Origin of the sequence: Schlegelella aquatica (genome assembly GCF_026013905.1) — a bacterium.
In the GTDB taxonomy this organism is placed as follows: domain Bacteria; phylum Pseudomonadota; class Gammaproteobacteria; order Burkholderiales; family Burkholderiaceae_C; genus Caldimonas; species Caldimonas aquatica.
The window spans coordinates 172,612-189,299 of the sequence record NZ_CP110257.1; the positions used below are offsets into that span (position 1 = coordinate 172,612).

Below are 16,688 nucleotides of genomic sequence, written 5' to 3' on the forward strand. Positions count from 1 at the left end.
CGGGGCGGGCCAGGGCGGGTGCCTCACATCTTCTCGGGAGCGCTCACGCCCAGCACGGCGAGCCCGTTGCGCAGCACCTGCGCGCAGGACGTCAGCAGCGCCAGCCGCGCCTGCGTGAGGGCCGCGTCGTCCACGAGGAAGCGCTCGGCACTGTAATAGGTATGGAAGGCGCTCGCCAGGTCGCGCAGGTAGAAGGCCACGTCGTGCGGCGCGAAGTCGGCCGCCGCCCGGCTGAGCATGTCCGGGTACTCGGCGATCTTGAGCATCAGCGCCAGCTCGCTGGGGGCGGTCAGCCGCGCGAGGTCGGCCTCGTGCAGGCGCTCCAGCGCGCCGCCGCGCTCGACGTACTGCTGCCGCACTGAGCAGATGCGGGCATGGGCGTACTGCACGTAGTACACCGGGTTCTCGTCGTTCTGCTTGAGCGCCAGGTCGATGTCGAAGACGAACTCGGTGTCGGCCTTGCGGCTGATCAGGAAGAAGCGCACCGCGTCGCGGCTCGTCCAGTCGATCAGATCGCGCAGCGTGACGTAGGAGCCGGCCCGCTTGGAGATCTTGACCTCCTGGCCGCCGCGCATGACGGTGACCATCTTGTGCAGCACGTAGTCGGGGTATCCGGCCGGGATACCCAGGCCCACGGCCTGCAGTCCGGCGCGCACGCGCGCAATGGTGCCGTGGTGGTCGCTGCCCTGCACGTTGATCACCTTGGTGAAGCCGCGCTCCCACTTGGTGATGTGGTAGGCCACGTCCGGCACGAAGTAGGTGTACGTGCCGTCGGACTTGCGCATCACGCGGTCCTTGTCGTCGCCGTACTCGGTGGTGCGCAGCCACAGCGCGCCGTCCTGCTCGTAGGTCTTGCCGGCTTCCACCAGGCGCCGCACCGTCTGCTCGACGCGCCCGCTGGTGTAGAGGCTCGATTCGAGGTAGTAGTTGTCGAAGCGGATGCCGAAGGCCTGCAGGTCCAGGTCCTGCTCGTGGCGCAGGTAGGCGACCGCGAACTGGCGGATGCCGTCCAGGTCGTCCGGATCGCCCGAGGCGGTGAACTCACGGTCGTCGGCCTTGACCGTCTTCTTCGCGGCGAAGTCGGCCGCGATGTCGGCGATGTACTCGCCGTTGTAGGCGGCCTCGGGCCAGCCCGGATCGCCCGGCTTGAGCCCCTTCAGCCGCGCTTGCACCGACAGCGCCAGGTTGGCGATCTGCACGCCGGCGTCGTTGTAATAGAACTCGCGCGTGACCTGCCAGCCTTGGGTCTCGAAGAGGTGGCACAGCGAGTCGCCCAGGGCGCCCTGGCGGCCGTGGCCGACATGCAGCGGGCCGGTGGGGTTGGCCGAGACGAACTCCACCATCAGATGCTGGCCGTTGGCCGGTCGGCGCCCGTAGCGGTCGCCGTGCTCGAGCACCTCGGCGACGATCTGCTGCTTGGCGGCGGCCTTCAGGCGCAGGTTGACGAAGCCGGGGCCCGCGATCTCCATCGCCTCGACCCAGCGCTGGAACGCTTCGCGGCGTTGCAACCCCTCGACCAGCGCCTGCGCGACTTCGCGCGGGTTCTTCTTGAGCGGCTTGGCCAGCTGCATGGCCGCCGTGCAGGCGAGGTCGCCGTGCGCGGCCTGCTTGGGGCTCTCGAAGGCGGCGGTCACCGGCTGACCGGGGGCCAGCGCGGCGAGTTCGTCGCCCAGGGCTTGGAGGAGTTCTTGCTTGGCGCGGATCATCGCGCGATTTTACGTACCCGGGCTGTCGGGCCCCGCGTGGCGGCTTGCGCACGCCGCGCGGCGATGAAATGATGCGCGGCATGCCCTCCGTCGCACGCAGTCGCCGCGCCGAATCCGCCTCCACCCCCTCGGGGGCCGGGGCCCGCGTGGCCGCCGAGGCGCCGCACGAGGCGGGGGCGGGGGCATCGTCCTCGGCCCCGGCGCGCGGGGGCCAGGGGCCGCTGCCCGAGCGCATCGGCGAGTACCGCATCTTGCGCAAGCTGGGCGAGGGGGCCACGAGCGAAGTCTTCCTCGGCCTCGACGAGTTCCACGCGCGCGAGGTGGCGATCAAGCGGGTGCGGCAGGCCGCGGTGCGCGACCCGGTGGACGGGCGCTACTACTCGCGCTTCTTCGCCGCCGAGGCGGGGCTCGTGGGGCGGCTGCAACACCCCCACGTGGTGCAGATCTACGACGCGGTGACCACGGCCGACGAGCAGTATCTGGTGATGGAGTACGTGCCGGGCAACACCTTGCGCCCGTACTGCCGGCCTGACCAGCTGCTGCCGCTGGAACTGATCGTCGAGATCGGCTTCAAGTGCGCGATGGCGTTGGGCTACGTGTTCCGGCAGGGGTTGATCCACCGGGACATCAAGCCCGCCAACATCCTCGCCATGGAGCGGGCGGGGCAGGTCACCGACGTCAAGGTGAGCGACTTCGGCAGCGTGCTCAACCTCGGGGCCGACACGACGCAGGTGCACCGGGTGGGCTCGCTGAGCTACATGTCGCCCGAGCAGCTCGACGGCGGGCCGCTGTCGGCGCAGTCGGACATGTACGCGCTCGGCGCGGTGCTGTACCACCTCATGACCGGCCACCCGCCGGTCGAAGGCGAGTCGCAGGCGGCCACCATCCAGCGGATCATGAACGCGCCCGTGGTGCCGCCGAGCGCGCGCCGCCACGGCGTGGTGCCGGCGGTGGACGAAGTGATCTTGCGCGCGCTGGCCAAGCGCCCGCAAGACCGCTACACCGACTGGGACGCCTTCGCCAACGCCCTCGCGGGGCTGGTCACCGGGCGGCTCGTACCGCGCGGCAATCTGCAGCAGGTGCTCGACTCCGAGCGCTTCAATCTCCTGCGCAAGCTGCCGTTCTTCCGCCACTTCGACGATGTCGAGCTGTGGGAGGTGGTGCACCAGGGGCGCTGGCAGCGGTACCGCACCGGCCACAAGCTGATGGCGCGCGGCCAGCCCGGGCGCGACTTCCACATCATCGCGCAGGGCCGCGTCGAGGTGTGGCGCGACGGACGCAAGGTCGAGACGTTGACGCAAGGCATGCTCGTCGGCGAGATGGCCTACCTCGCGCCGAGCAAGGAGGAGCGCTTGCGTACCGCCGACGTGGTCGCCGTCGATCCGCTCACCACGCTGTCGTTCACGCCCGAGACACTGGCTCAGCTGAGCGTGGCCTGCCGGGGCCGCTTCAACGAGGCCTTCATCGAAGTCCTCGTGGAACGGCTGCACGCCGCGCAGGAGGCGTTGTCGCAACACAGCCGCGGGCGTTGAGGCGCCCGGCCCCGGCGCTGCGCACCGCGAACGAGATCCTGACTGCAATGAGGAAATGCCCATGAAACGTCTGGTGAATCGCTTGCCTCACTGCCTCGCCCTTGCCCTCGGCGCGGCCGTCCTTTCGGTGTCCGCCCAAACGGCGGCGCCGGGGCAGCCGTCCGAGCCGACGAAGCAGCAGAACCGGATGATCGAGTGCAACAAGCAGGCGGGCGACCGCAAGGGCGATGAGCGCAAGGCCTTCATGAAGGAGTGCCTGACCGACAAGCAGAAGGCGCAGCAGGAGAAGATGAAGACTTGCAACGCCGAGGCCAGCCAGCAGGGTCTGGCCAGCGACGCGCGCAAGAAGTTCATGAGCGAATGCCTGCGTAAGCAGTGAAGGGCGACCCGGCCGGACGGCGTGGCGAGAACACCACGCCTGGTCCGCGGGCACTCGTACGTGGCCTTCGGCCCCGGTGCCGTCGTCGTCGTCGTGCCGCCGGTCTCGTCAGGCCTTGCGCTTCCTGCGTTTGCGGCAGAGACTGGGGCGTGGTCTCCTGCACAATGGGCGTCCGTGCACCGGCCGATGAGCAATCCCGAGCCTCGTTCTTCCTCCGCCACGCCCGCGCTGCGTGAGGGAGGAGGCATGTCCGTGGCCGATCCCTACCGCCTGGTCTTCGAACACTCGCCGCTCGGCTTGGCGCTGGTGTGCGAGGGCCGCTTCCATCTGGTCAACGAACGGTTCGAACGGCTGCTGGGCTGGCCTGCCGGCACCCTCGAGGGGCAATCCTGGGGCTGCGTGTGGCCCCCCGGGGCCGAGCCCCCGGGCGAGGCCGACGAGGGCGTCGAGCTGGAATGCGAGTTGCAGCGCAGCGACGGCACGCGCTTCTGGGCACGGCTGCGAGCGGCGCCGGCGTCCGGGCCGGCCGCAGGTCCGGGCGCCCTCGTCCTGATCGTCGAGGATGCCAGTGCTCACCGCGGGATGATCGACCGGCTGCACCGCGTGCAGCGGGATCTCGAGGCGCGCGTGCAGGAGCGCACCGAGGCGCTGGCCCGTGCCCATGCCCAGTTGCGCCAGGAGATGGTCGACCGGCAGGTGGCCGAGAGCCGGGTGCGGCATCTCGCCGAGCACGACGCACTGACGGGCTTGCCCAATCGGCGTCTGCTCGAGCTGCGCTTGCGCGAGGCGCTGCGCGACGCAGGCGAGCAGCGCGAGCTCGTCGCCGTGCTGCTCATGGACCTGGAGCGCTTCAAGACGATCAACGACTCGCTCGGCCACCTGGTGGGCGACCGGCTGTTGCAGGCCATCGCCCACCGCCTGCGCAGCTCGGTGCGCCCGGGCGACACGGTCGCGCGCCTGGCAGGCGACGAGTTCGCGATGGTGTTGCCCGGCCTGCAAACATCCGCCGAGGCGGCGCGGCTGGCGGCCGAGTTGATCGAGGAGTTGTCGCGCCCCTATGCGGTGGACGACATGGAACTGCGGGTCACCCCGTCGGTCGGCATCAGCCTCTACCCCGATCACGGCGACGGCCCGGAGACCCTGCTCGGCAAGGCCGCCGCGGCGATGTACCAGGCCAAGGCCAACGGGCGCACGCACTACCACGTCTTCTCGGGCCACGCGGCCGACTCGTCCACCGAGCGGCTGCTGCTGGAGAACGACTTGCATCGCGCGCTCGAGCGCGGGGAGTTCGTGCTGCACTACCAGCCGCGCTACGAGCTGGCCACCGGGATGCTGTGCGCCTGCGAGGCGCTGCTGCGCTGGGAGCACCCGACGCGGGGGGACATCGATCCCGGCGAGTTCGTGCCGCTGGCCGAGGAAAGCGGCCTCGTGGTGCGCATCGGCGACTGGGTGTTGCGGGAGGCCTGTCGGCAGATCCAGCGCTGGCAGTCCCGGGGGCGCGAGGTGTGCCCGATTTCGGTGAACATCTCGGCGCGGCAGTTCCGCAGCCTCGATCTGATGTCGATGATCCGCGGCGCGCTGGACGAAACCGGCGTGGACCCGCACCTGCTCGAGTTGGAAATCACCGAGACGACGCTGATGCGCAACACCGAGGAGACGCTGTCGATCCTCGGCCAGCTCCATGCGCTGGGCATCAAGATCTCGGTGGACGACTTCGGCACCGGCTACTCCAGCTTGGCCTACCTCAAGCGCTTCCCGGTGGATCTGCTCAAGATCGACCGGTCTTTCGTGCACGACCTCGCGACCGATGCGGACAGCGCCGTGATCGTCAGCGCCATCATCGGCTTGGCGCGCAGCCTGCAGCTGCGGGTGGTGGCCGAGGGCGTCGAGACGCCGGAGCAGGTGGACTTCCTCAAGCGCCGCGGCTGCGACGAGGTGCAGGGCTTCCTGTTCAGCAAGCCGCTGCCCGCCGCACAGATCGAGCCGCTGTTCAACCTGCGCTACTGAGAGGGCCTGCGAGGAGGCCGCGCAGGGGCTTCGGAAGCAGCCTCAGTTCGCCAGCGGCTTGATGCCTTGGCAGTCGCTGCCCAGCCAGCGCCCGGTCTGCGTCATCGACATGGAGATCGGCTGGCCGTTGACGGTGCCCTGCATCGTCATCGAGGTCTTGTAATGCTCGGGGCTCAGGTCCCATGCGCGGCCTTCACCCTGCATCTGCCCCTTGGGCCCGGTGCAGCTGAAGCTGAACCGGGCTTCCTGGGCCGACACGGGGGTCATGCGGTGGTCGCACTTCATGCCCGCGTCCGGCGGCTCCACGATCGGGCCGCGCTCGGCCGCCTGGGGCGACAGGCAGTGGCGCACGGTCGTGGCCTTGTCCGTCATGCCCATGCCGCGCTCGCGCATGAGCTTGTCCATCTGCTCGCGCTGGGCCTTGGGCATTTGCGCGCGCATCGCCTCCATCTGTTCGGGCGAGGGCATGGGCTGCCCCGCCACGTGGCCGCGCTGCTCGGTGAGTTGCACCTCCCACAAGCCGGGTTTGCGTTTGACGGGCGACTGGGCGGCGACGGCCGCCGTGGCGGCCAGCAGCACCAGGCCGCACAGGCACCGGGCGTGGGCGAGGGTCGGTCTCATGCGCGTCTCCTTTCAGCGTGTCCAGATGCCGCGGGCCAACAGGGCGGCTGCCAGCGGCACGAGCACCAGCAGATGGGCCTGGATCATGAGCCAGCCGCGCGCCTGGCGCACCTCGGACTCCGGCGGCAGCGCGCCCGTCTCGTCGAGGATGCGCCGCCAGCGCAGGAAGAGCAAGGTGGGCTTGATGGACATGATCGCGATCACGACGAACAGCGTGACCTTGAGGTGGAGCAGCGGTTGTGCCCAGTACCAGCCCATCCCCTTGACGCCCCAGAAGGTGCGGGCCAGGCCGGTGGCCAGCAGGGCGAGTGCCGAGACGAGGTAGATGCGGTCGATGCGCACGAGGCGGTGGACGACGGCGGCGTTCATCCATTCCGGGCGGCACAGGGCTGTTTCGCTCGTGAGGAACACCACCACCGCGAGGATGGTGACGAAGTGGGCATAGGCGAGCAACGCTTCGAGCATTCGGGTTCCTTTCGTCATGCGGCTGTGTGCGGCGCGACCCGGCAGGCGCCGTGCCGGGCGGGCCCGTGCGGTTATAGCCCACTCAGGCCGTTTGCGCGCTCGCCCAGTAGTGGGGGTCGCCGTAGGTGTGCTTCAAGAAGTCGATCCACAGGCGCACGCGCAGCGGCAGGTGCTTGCGCTGCGGAAAGACCGCATAGATGCCGTTGGGCGGGGCGGCGTACTCGTCGAGGATGCTGACGAGCTTGCCGCTGGCGATGTGGCCTTCGACCTCCCACGTTGAACGCCACGCGATGCCCATGCCGGCCAGGCACCAGTCGTGCAAGACCTGGCCGTCGGAGCAGTCCAGCCGCCCAGGCGGGCGCAGGTGTGTCAATTGGCCGTCGATCATGAAGGCCCAACCCCGCGTCTGGCTCGCGTCGGAGCTGAGCGGGAGGCATTCGTGCTGGTTCAGCTCGCTCGGGTGCCGCGGCGTGCCCCGGCGCCGCAGGTACTCGGGGCTGGCCACGCACAACCTCCGGTTGTCGGCCAGGCGCAGGCTCACGAGGCTGGAGTCGCTGAGGTCGCCCACCCGCACGGCGCAATCGAAGCCTTCGTTGACGATGTCCACCACCCGGTCGCTCAAGTTGAGCGACAGGGACACCTCCGGATGCAGCGACAGGAACTTGGGCACCAGCGGTGCGACGTGCCGGCGGCCGAACCCGGCCGGCGCCGTCACGCGCAGATGGCCGCTCGCCTTCACGCCGCCGGCCGACACGCTGGCCTCGGCATTGGCCAGATCGGTGAGCAGGCGCTGACAATCCTCGAGGAAGGCGCTGCCTTCGTGAGTGAGGGTGATGCGCCGCGTGGTGCGCAGGAGCAGCTTCACGCCGAGCCGTTCTTCCAGGGCGTCGATGCGCCGGCCGATGACCGCCGGAGCCACGCCTTCGGCGTTGGCGGCGGCGGTCAGGCTGCCTTTGGTCGCCACGGCGACAAAAGACTCGATCTGTTTGAGCCGATCCATGCAGAAACAGTCAAAAATGCTTGCGCAGATTACGCGCGCGGAGGTCAAAGATCAAGCGCTGCCTCTGCTCTTAATCCCGTCTCGCGTATGAAATAAAGTGCGTGCACGATGAAGCCGAGCCGCCCCCGCGCCGTTCTGTTCGATGCCTACGGCACCTTGTTCGACGTCTACAGCGTCGCCTTGGTGGCCGAACAGCTGTATCCCGGGCGGGGAGAGGCGCTGGCGGCGCTGTGGCGCGACAAGCAGATCGAATACACCCGCCTGGTCACGATGGCCGCGCCCGACGGCGGCCTGTACCGCTCGTTCTGGGAGCTCACCCGCGCCGCGCTTCGGTACGCCTGCGCCCGCTTGGGGCTCGCACTCACGCGCGACCGCGAGGACCGGCTGATGAACCAGTACCGGCACCTGAGCGCCTTCCCCGAGAACCGCGAGGTGCTGGCGGCGCTGAAGGCGCGTGGGCTCGTGACCGGCATCCTGAGCAACGGCGATCCGGCCATGCTGGAGGTGGCGGTCAAGAGCGCCGGCCTGACGGAGGTGCTCGATCACGTGCTGAGCGTCGAGCCGGTGCGCTGCTTCAAGCCTGACCCGCGCGTGTACGGGCTCGGCCTGGAGACGCTGCGCCGCACGATGCCCGACCTCTCGGTCCGCGAGGTCTGGTTCGTCTCGAGCAATGGATGGGATGCGGTCGGCGCCACCTGGTTCGGCTACACCACCTACTGGCTCAACCGAGCCGGCCTGCCCCCCGAGGAGCTGGGCACCCAGCCGAGTTTCGAGGGCCGCAACCTGCAGGAGTTGCTGATGCTGATCGATCGGGCCGCCGGAGGCTCGCGGTGATGGAGTGGGCACTGATCGGCCTCGGCGCTTTCGTCGCCGGTGCGGTCAACTCGGTGGCCGGCGGCGGCACGTTCTTTTCGTTCCCGGCGCTGCTGGCGGTGGGCGTGCCGCCGGTGGTCGCCAACGCGAGCAACTCGGTGTCGTTGTGGCCGGGCAGCCTCTCGGGGGCCTGGGCCTACAAGCGCGAGCTCGCGGCGCTCAAGAGTTACCTCGTGCCGATGTCGGTCGCCTCGCTTCTGGGCGGCATCGCGGGCGGCCTGCTGTTGCTGCGCACGCACGACGGCCAGTTCGCACGACTCATTCCCTGGCTGCTCGGTTTCGCGACGCTGCTCTTTGCGCTGGCGCCGCGCCTGTCGGGGTGGCTGGCGCGCTGGCGCGCCTCGCACCCGGCCGGCGCCGCGCGCCGGGCCTCGCCGGCAGCCTGGCTCACGCAGGCGGTCGTGTCGGTATACGGCGGCTTTTTCGGGGCCGGCATGGGCATCCTGATGATGGCCAGCCTCGCCATCTCCGGCCACGAGGACGTGCACGAGATCAACGCTATCAAGAACCTGCTGTCGGCGGTCATCTACAGCGTCACGGTCGTGACCTTCGTCGTCGCCGGCGCGGTGAGCTGGCCGCACACGCTGGTGATGATCGCCACCGCCACCGCGGGCGGATACTGGGGGGCGACGATGGCCCGGCGCGTGCCCGCTGCCTGGCTGCGCCGCTTCGTGGTGGCGGTGGGCGCGGGCCTGACGCTGTACTACTTCTATCGCACGGCCGCCTGAATTTACTTTCCGGACTGTAGGAACCAAGGGGACTGACCATGACCTCACGCACGACCGTCCATCGGCTCCAAGTCGCCGATGAGCTCTATCGCTTCATCGAAGACGAGGTGTTGCCGGCCACCGGTGTCGATCGCGCGGCCTTCTGGGCCGGCTTCGATGCCATCGTCCACGACCTGGCACCCAAGAACGCGGCCCTGCTGGCCGAGCGCGACCGCCTGCAAGCCGAGATCGACGCCTGGCACAAGGCCCACCCCGGCCCGATCGGCGACATGGCCGGCTACCGCGCCTTCCTCGAGAAGATCGGCTACCTCGTGCCGGCGCCGAAGGACGTGAAAGCCACGACGCAGAACGTGGATGCCGAGCTGGCCCTGCAGGCCGGCCCGCAGCTGGTCGTGCCCATCCTCAACGCCCGCTATGCGCTCAACGCGGCCAACGCACGCTGGGGCTCGCTCTACGACGCGCTGTACGGCACCGACGCGATCCCCGAGACCGAGCCCGGCGAGCGCAGCGGCGGCTACAACCCGGCGCGCGGGGCCAAGGTGATCGAGTTCGCGCGCCAGTTCCTCGACGAGGCCGCGCCCCTGGCCGGGGCCTCGCACAAGGAGGCGGCCGGCTACACCATCGACAACGGCCGCCTCGTGGTGGCGCTCAAGAACGGCTCGTCCACCGGCCTCGAGGACCCGTCGCAATTCGTCGGCCACCAAGGCGACGCCTCGGCGCCGTCGTCCGTGCTGCTCAAGCACCACGGCCTGCACATCGACATCCGCATCGACCGCGCCTCGCCGATCGGCCGCACCGACGCCGCCGGCGTCGCGGACGTGGTGCTGGAGGCGGCGCTGTCCACCATCCTCGACCTGGAGGACTCGGTGGCGGCCGTCGACGCGCAGGACAAGACGCTCGCCTACCGCAACTGGCTGGGCATCCTGCAGGGCACGCTGACCGAGGAGGTCAGCAAGGGCGGCAAGACCTTCACGCGCCGCATGAACGCGGACCGCGAATACACCGGCGCCGACGGCCGGCCCGTGGTGCTGCACGGCCGCTCGCTGCTGTTCGTGCGCAACGTCGGGCACCTGATGACCAACCCGGCCATCCTGTACGACGGCGGCAAGGAAATCCCGGAAGGGATCATGGATGCCGTCATCACAACGACGATCGCGCTCGTGGACCTCAAGCGCCAGGGTGGCCTGCGCAACTCGCGCACGGGCAGCGTCTACATCGTCAAGCCCAAGATGCACGGGCCGGCGGAAGTGGCCTTCGCCAACGAGCTGTTCAGCCGCGTCGAGCAGATGCTGGGGCTTCCCGACAGCACGGTGAAGCTGGGCATCATGGACGAGGAGCGACGCACCAGCGTCAACCTCAAGGCCTGCATCGCCGCGGCCGCGAGCCGCGTGGCGTTCATCAACACCGGCTTCCTCGACCGCACCGGCGACGAGATGCACACCGCGATGTACGCGGGCCCGATGATCCGCAAGAACGACATGAAGTCGACCAAGTGGATCGCGGCCTACGAGCGCAACAACGTGCTGGTGGGCCTGGGCATGGGCCTGCGCGGACGCGCGCAGATCGGCAAGGGCATGTGGGCGATGCCCGACCTGATGGCCGCGATGCTGCAGCAGAAGATCGCGCACCCCAAGGCCGGTGCCAACACTGCCTGGGTGCCCTCGCCGACCGCGGCCACGCTGCACGCGCTGCACTATCACCAGGTGGACGTGTTCGCCATCCAGCAGGAACTGGAGAAGATCGACGCGGACGCCGAGCGCGAGCGGCTGCTCACCGACCTGCTGACCGTGCCGGTGGCCGCCGAGGCCAAGTGGACCGAGGCCGAGAAGCAGCAGGAGCTGGACAACAACATCCAGGGCATCCTCGGCTACGTGGTGCGCTGGATCGACCAGGGCATCGGCTGCTCCAAGGTGCCGGACATCCACAACGTCGGCCTGATGGAAGATCGCGCCACACTGCGCATCTCGAGCCAGCACGTGGCGAACTGGCTGCTGCATGGCGTGGTGACGAAGGAGCAGGTCGAGGCCACCTTCCAGCGCATGGCCGCGGTGGTCGACCAGCAGAACGCCGGCGACCCGTACTACCAGCCGATGGCCGGCCACTTCGAGACCTCGTTCGCCTACCAGGCGGCGCGCGACCTCGTCTTCAAGGGCGTGGAACAGCCGAGCGGATACACCGAGCCGCTGCTGCACGCCTGGCGCCTGAAGGTGAAGGCGGCCCGCCGAGGCTGATCGGCATCCGCCGCGGCATCAGATCACGGCGCCTTCGGGCGTCGTTTTTCGTGGGGCGCACACTCCATCACAGCAGCGCCGCCAGCGACCGCCGCACTTCCTCCTGCGGGCGACCGAAGCGCGCCGCCCAGTCCGCGATCTGGTCGTCGCCGACTTTGCCGACGTTGAAGTAGGTCGCCTGGGGATGCGCGAGGTAGAAGCCGCTGACACTGGCCGCTGGCGTCATCGCGAGCGATTCGGTCAGCCCCATGCCGATCTCGTCGCAGGCCAGCACGCGGAACATCTCGCGCTTGACGCTGTGGTCGGGGCAGGCCGGGTAGCCCGGCGCAGGGCGGATGCCGCGGTACTTTTCGGCAATCAGCTCTTCGTTGGACAGTTGCTCGTCCGGCGCGTAGCCCCACAGCTCGGTGCGCACGCGCTGGTGCATGCGCTCGGCGAAGGCCTCGGCCAGGCGGTCGGCCAGCGCCTTGAGCATGATGGCCGAGTAGTCGTCGTGGTCGGCGAGGAACTGCTGCTCCTTCTTCTCGACGCCCACGCCGGCGGTGACGGCGAAAAGGCCGATGTAGTCCGGCCGCGTGCCTTTGGGCGCGACGAAGTCGGCCAGGCTGCGGTTGGGGCGCCTCACGCCGTCGATCACCGGCCGCTCCGACTGCATGCGCAGGGGCTGCCAGCGCAGCAGCACCTGCTCGCGCGACTCGTCCGCATAGACCTCGATGACGTCGTCATCCACCGTGTTGGCCGGGTACAGCCCGATCACGCCGTGGGCCTGCAACCAGCGGCCCTCGATCAGCCTCTGCAGCATGCGCTTGCCGTCGCTGTAGACGCGCTGCGCCTCGCTGCCCACCACCTCGTCGCGCAGGATCTGCGGAAAGGGGCCGGCCAGGTCCCAGGTCTGGAAGAACGGGCCCCAGTCGATGTAGTGGGCGAGTTCGGCGAGATCGTAGTTGCGGAAGACGCGCCGGCCGATGAACTTGGGGGCGGGCGGCTCGTACGCGGCCCAGTCGATCGGCGTCTTGTTGGCGCGCGCTTCGGCCAGGCTCACGAGCGGCGTCTGTTTTTTGTTGGCATGCAGCTGGCGCACCTTCTCGTAGTCGGCCTTCAGTTCCTCGATGAACCTGGCGGCCTTGTCGTCCGACAACAGATCCGAGCACACGCCCACGCTGCGCGAGGCGTCGGGCACGTAGACCACCGGCCCCTCGTAGTGGGGCGCGATCTTGACGGCGGTGTGCACGCGGCTGGTGGTGGCCCCGCCGATCAGCAGCGGGATCTTCTTCATGCGGAAGTACTCGTCGCGCTGCATCTCGGCGGCGACGTACTGCATCTCCTCCAGGCTCGGCGTGATGAGGCCCGAGAGGCCTACGATGTCGGCCCCCTCGACCTTGGCCTTGGCGAGGATGTCCTGACACGGGACCATGACGCCCATGTTGACGACCTCGAAGTTGTTGCACTGGAGCACGACGGAGACGATGTTCTTGCCGATGTCGTGCACGTCGCCCTTGACGGTGGCGATCACGATCTTGCCTTTGGGCTTGACGTCGCCGCCGGCGGCCTCCAGGCGGCGCTTCTCTTCCTCGATGTAGGGGATGAGGTGGGCCACCGCCTGCTTCATCACGCGGGCGGACTTGACCACCTGCGGCAGGAACATCTTGCCCTGTCCGAACAGGTCGCCGACGATGTTCATGCCGGCCATCAGCGGCCCTTCGATCACGTGCAGCGGCCGCCCGCCCTGGGCCTTGATCTTCTGCCAGGCCTCCTCGGTGTCCTCGACGATGTAGTCGGTGATGCCGTGCACGAGGGCGTGCGAGAGGCGCTCTTCGACGCTCGCGTGGCGCCACGCGAGCTTGGCGCTGTCGTCCTTGGCCGCGCCCTTGACTGCTTCGGCGATCTCCAGCAGGCGCTCGGTCGGGGAGCGTTCGGGCTCCCCTTCGGCGAGCCGGGGCCGGCGGTTGAGCACCACGTCCTCCACGCGCTCGCGCAGCTCGGGGTCGAGCTCGTCGTACACGCCGATCATCCCGGCATTGACGATGCCCATGTCGAGCCCGGCCTGGATCGCGTGGTAGAGGAAGACCGTGTGGATCGCCTCGCGCACCGGCTCGTTGCCGCGGAAGCTGAAGCTCACGTTGCTCACGCCGCCGGAGACCTTGGCGCCCGGCAGGTGCTGTTTGATCCAGCGCGTGGCCTCGATGAAGTCGACCGCGTAGTTGTTGTGCTCCTCGATGCCGGTGGCGATCGCGAAGATGTTCGGGTCGAAGATGATGTCCTCGGGCGGGAAGCCCACCTCGTCCACCAGGATGCGGTAGGCGCGCTCGCAGATCTCGATCTTGCGTTGGAAGGTGTCGGCTTGGCCCCGCTCGTCGAAGGCCATCACGACGGTGGCCGCACCGTAGCGCTTGATGAGCTTGGCCTGGCGCTTGAACTCGGCCTCGCCTTCCTTGAGCGAGATCGAGTTGACGATGCCCTTGCCCTGGATGCACTTGAGGCCGGCCTCGATCACCTCCCACTTGGAGCTGTCGATCATGATCGGCACGCGCGCGATCTCGGGCTCGGAGGCGATGAGGTTCAAGAAGCGCACCATCGCGGCCTTGCTGTCTAGCATGGCCTCGTCCATGTTGACGTCGATGATCTGGGCGCCGTTCTCGACCTGCTGGCGCGCCACCGACAGCGCTTCCTCGAACTGCCCGTTGAGGATCATGCGCGCGAAGGCCTTGGAGCCGGTGACGTTGGTGCGCTCGCCGATGTTGATGAACAGGTGGCCCTCGCCGATGGTGACCGGCTCGAGGCCGGAAAGTCGCATCGGAGGGACGGGCTGCGCGGCGGTGGGGGCGGTGGTCTCGGTCATGGCCTTCGAACAGTGGACGGCCACGGCTCACCCGTGGCACAGGGCGAGCGTCGTTGCGAACGATCCAAGCCTGACGCCGCGTACGGAGCCGCAGCGCTGCAACGCTCCTTGGAGAGGGCTCATTTTAGAGGCTTCTTCCCCGGGGCGAGAGAGCTGGCGAGCCGCCACCATGGGCGCGCGCCCCGGGGACGGCCTGTGCCCGGGGGCTACACCGAGGGTGCGGCGCTGTCCAGCTGCGCGGCCAGGGCCACGTACTCGTGCACCGGCACCTCCTCGGCCCGACGGTGCAAGTCGAAGGCGGCGTCGGCCCCTTGCTGCTCCAGCCAGCGCCCGAGGGTGTGACGCAGCAGCTTGCGGCGCTGCGAGAAGGCCACCGTCACCAGTTCGCCCAAGCGGGCGGGTTCCACGGCCGGCGGCTTCGGCAGCGGCACCATGCGCACGACCGCCGAATCGACCTTGGGCGGCGGCTCGAAGGCTTCCGGCGGGACTTCGAACAGCAGTTCGATGTCGTAGCGCCATTGCAGCATCACGCTCAGGCGCCCATAGTCCTTGTGCCCCGGGCTGGCGACCATGCGCTCGACCACTTCCTTTTGCAGCATGAAGTGCTGGTCGGCGATGGCGTCCACCTGCTCGAGCAGATGGAACGCAATGGGCGTCGAGATGTTGTACGGCAGGTTCCCCACCACGCGCAGCGGGCGGCCCCGGGCCTCGGACAAGGCGCGGAAGTCCACCGTCAGCACGTCGGCTTCCACGACCTCCAGCGCGGGGTTGCGCCGCAGTCGAGCGGCGAGATCGCGGTCGATCTCGATGACGGTCAAGCGTTCACAGCGCTCGAGCAACGGCTGGGTGAGGGCACCCAGGCCGGGGCCGATCTCCACCAGGGCGTCCCCCGGCTGCGGATCGATCGCCCGCACGATGGCGTCGAGCACCGCGGTATCGGCCAGGAAGTGCTGCCCGAAGCGCTTGCGCGGGATGTGCTTCACTGCGGCGGCTCGCGCATTTCGACGTAGGCCTGCGCGCGGATCTCGCGGGCCCAGTCAGCGTAGGCGGTTTCGTACTTCTGTTCACGCAGCGCGTTGACGGCCAACTCGCGCTGCTGGCGCTCGTCGAGCTCGACCTGTCGGCGGTCGGTCACCTGCACCAGGTGCGCGCCGAAACGCGACATGAACGGCTCGGAGAGCTTGCCGACGGCCAGCTGGTTCATCACCTGCTCGAACTCCGGCACGAACTGGCCCGGCGAGGCCCACCCGAGGTCGCCCCCCTGCGCCGCGCTGCCGTCTTCGGAGAACTGGCGCGCCAGTTGTGCGAAACCGGCATCGCCTTGCTCGATGCGGCGCTTCAAGTCCGCCAGTCGCCGCAGCGCGGCCTGGGGCGGCAGCTCCGGCGAGGGGCGCAAGAGGATGTGACGGGCGCGGGTCTGCGTCACCGCGAGGCCCTTGCCGTCCTTGCGCTCCTCCAGCTTGAGGATGTGAAAGCCCGCGCCCGAACGCACCACCTGCGGCGCGACTTCGCCCGGGCGCAAGGAGGCCACGGCCTGCACGAACAGGTCCGGCAGCCGGTGGGCCGGGCGCAGGCCCAACCGGCCGCCTTGGTCGCGGTTGGCGCCATCGGAGTACTCCCGCACGAGCTGGGCGAAGTCGCGGCCGGAGCGCGCGAGCGCGAGCACCTGCTCGGCGCGGGCCCGGCGTTCGGCCTCCTGCTCGCGGCTCGCGTTCTCGGGCACCGACACCAGGACCTGCGCGATGTCGTACTCGACGGACTGACCGGACTCGGCACGCAGCCGGCTCAGGTACTGGTCGATCTCGGCGTCGCTCAGACGGATGCGCGCTTGCACCTCGCGCTCGCGCAGGCGCGCGACCATCAGCTCATCACGCAAGTTGGAACGAAAGCGCGCGAAGTCGATGCCCTGGCTGCGCAGGCGGTCGCGCAGCTGGGGCAGCGTGAGCTGATTCTGCGCCGCGATGTTGGCCACCGCGCGGTCGATCTCGGCTTCGTCCACGCGCACGCCCACCAGCCGGGCGTGCGAAAGCTGGGCCCGCTCGTCGATCAGGGCGTCCAGCACCTGTTGGCGCAGTTGGTCGCGCGGCGGCAGGCGCGCCCCGCTGCGCTGGGCGTCTTGCTCGATGCGCGCCAGGCGCTGCTGCACCTCGCTGTTGGTGACCAGCTCCTGGTTGACGACCGCGACGATGTAGTCGCCCCGGGGGGCGGCCGGCTGCGCGGTGGCCGCACCGGCCAGCGCTGCGAGCAAGGCGCAGCTGGCCATCAGCCCGCGCAGGATGGAAAGCCGTAGAAGGATTGAGGTCATAG

At 69.1% G+C, this 16,688-nt stretch carries 13 protein-coding genes and 1 riboswitch; of the genes, 6 read left to right on the forward strand and 7 right to left on the reverse strand.

The window, feature by feature from the left end; translation table 11 throughout:
• Positions 1-23 precede the first annotated feature (23 nt).
• On the reverse strand, positions 24-1,706 hold the full coding sequence (gene argS / locus OMP39_RS00795) for an arginine--tRNA ligase (protein ID WP_264892927.1): 1,683 nt from the start codon (positions 1,704-1,706) through the stop codon (positions 24-26).
• 80 nt (positions 1,707-1,786) lie between these two features.
• On the opposite strand from argS, the gene OMP39_RS00800 reads away from it, so the two are divergent.
• The 3 genes from OMP39_RS00800 to OMP39_RS00810 all read left to right on the forward strand — a co-directional run bounded on the left by OMP39_RS00800 (position 1,787) and on the right by OMP39_RS00810 (position 5,624).
• Positions 1,787-3,238 (forward strand): serine/threonine-protein kinase, encoded by a 1,452-nt coding sequence (locus tag OMP39_RS00800; protein WP_264892928.1) that lies wholly within the window; start codon positions 1,787-1,789, stop codon positions 3,236-3,238.
• Positions 3,239-3,299: 61 nt separating this feature from the next.
• The gene (locus OMP39_RS00805; protein ID WP_264892929.1) at positions 3,300-3,617 is read left to right on the forward strand and encodes a PsiF family protein; all 318 of its coding nucleotides are present in this window, start codon (positions 3,300-3,302) and stop codon (positions 3,615-3,617) included.
• 246 nt (positions 3,618-3,863) lie between these two features.
• The gene (locus OMP39_RS00810; protein ID WP_264892930.1) at positions 3,864-5,624 is read left to right on the forward strand and encodes a sensor domain-containing protein; all 1,761 of its coding nucleotides are present in this window, start codon (positions 3,864-3,866) and stop codon (positions 5,622-5,624) included.
• Between the two features lie 42 nt (positions 5,625-5,666).
• Here OMP39_RS00810 and OMP39_RS00815 read toward each other — a convergent pair whose 3' ends face one another.
• The 3 genes from OMP39_RS00815 to OMP39_RS00825 all read right to left on the reverse strand — a co-directional run bounded on the left by OMP39_RS00815 (position 5,667) and on the right by OMP39_RS00825 (position 7,710).
• Positions 5,667-6,245, reverse strand: coding sequence for a DUF3617 domain-containing protein (locus OMP39_RS00815; protein WP_264892931.1), 579 nt, complete (start codon positions 6,243-6,245; stop codon positions 5,667-5,669).
• A 12-nt stretch (positions 6,246-6,257) separates the two neighbouring features.
• Positions 6,258-6,710, reverse strand: coding sequence for a DUF2214 family protein (locus OMP39_RS00820; protein ID WP_264892932.1), 453 nt, complete (start codon positions 6,708-6,710; stop codon positions 6,258-6,260).
• Positions 6,711-6,792: 82 nt separating this feature from the next.
• Positions 6,793-7,710 (reverse strand): LysR family transcriptional regulator, encoded by a 918-nt coding sequence (locus tag OMP39_RS00825; protein WP_264892933.1) that lies wholly within the window; start codon positions 7,708-7,710, stop codon positions 6,793-6,795.
• Positions 7,711-7,818: 108 nt separating this feature from the next.
• On the opposite strand from OMP39_RS00825, the gene OMP39_RS00830 reads away from it, so the two are divergent.
• From OMP39_RS00830 to OMP39_RS00840, 3 genes are read left to right on the forward strand one after another with little or no spacing between them, the layout of a single operon-like run.
• Positions 7,819-8,544, forward strand: coding sequence for a haloacid dehalogenase type II (locus tag OMP39_RS00830; protein ID WP_264892934.1), 726 nt, complete (start codon positions 7,819-7,821; stop codon positions 8,542-8,544).
• Positions 8,544-9,311, forward strand: a complete 768-nt coding sequence (locus OMP39_RS00835; RefSeq protein WP_264892935.1) for a sulfite exporter TauE/SafE family protein — start codon at positions 8,544-8,546, stop codon at positions 9,309-9,311. Before OMP39_RS00830 ends, OMP39_RS00835 begins: the two co-directional genes overlap by 1 nt.
• Before the next feature lie 38 nt (positions 9,312-9,349).
• Entirely contained in the window at positions 9,350-11,542 is a 2,193-nt protein-coding gene (locus OMP39_RS00840; RefSeq protein ID WP_264892936.1) for a malate synthase G, read from the forward strand.
• Positions 11,543-11,609: 67 nt separating this feature from the next.
• Here OMP39_RS00840 and metH read toward each other — a convergent pair whose 3' ends face one another.
• The 3 genes from metH to OMP39_RS00855 all read right to left on the reverse strand — a co-directional run bounded on the left by metH (position 11,610) and on the right by OMP39_RS00855 (position 16,686).
• Entirely contained in the window at positions 11,610-14,381 is a 2,772-nt protein-coding gene (metH, locus tag OMP39_RS00845; protein ID WP_264892937.1) for a methionine synthase, read from the reverse strand.
• A gap of 38 nt (positions 14,382-14,419) precedes the next feature.
• Positions 14,420-14,497, reverse strand: a riboswitch (S-adenosyl-L-homocysteine riboswitch).
• 90 nt (positions 14,498-14,587) lie between these two features.
• On the reverse strand, positions 14,588-15,364 hold the full coding sequence (gene rsmA, locus OMP39_RS00850) for a 16S rRNA (adenine(1518)-N(6)/adenine(1519)-N(6))-dimethyltransferase RsmA (RefSeq protein ID WP_264892938.1): 777 nt from the start codon (positions 15,362-15,364) through the stop codon (positions 14,588-14,590).
• Positions 15,361-16,686 carry a peptidylprolyl isomerase gene (locus OMP39_RS00855; RefSeq protein WP_264892939.1) on the reverse strand — a complete coding sequence of 442 codons (1,326 nt, stop codon included), beginning with the start codon at positions 16,684-16,686 and terminating at the stop codon, positions 15,361-15,363. The genes rsmA and OMP39_RS00855 overlap by 4 nt, the downstream gene beginning before the upstream one ends.
• Between the last annotated feature and the right edge of the window lie 2 nt (positions 16,687-16,688).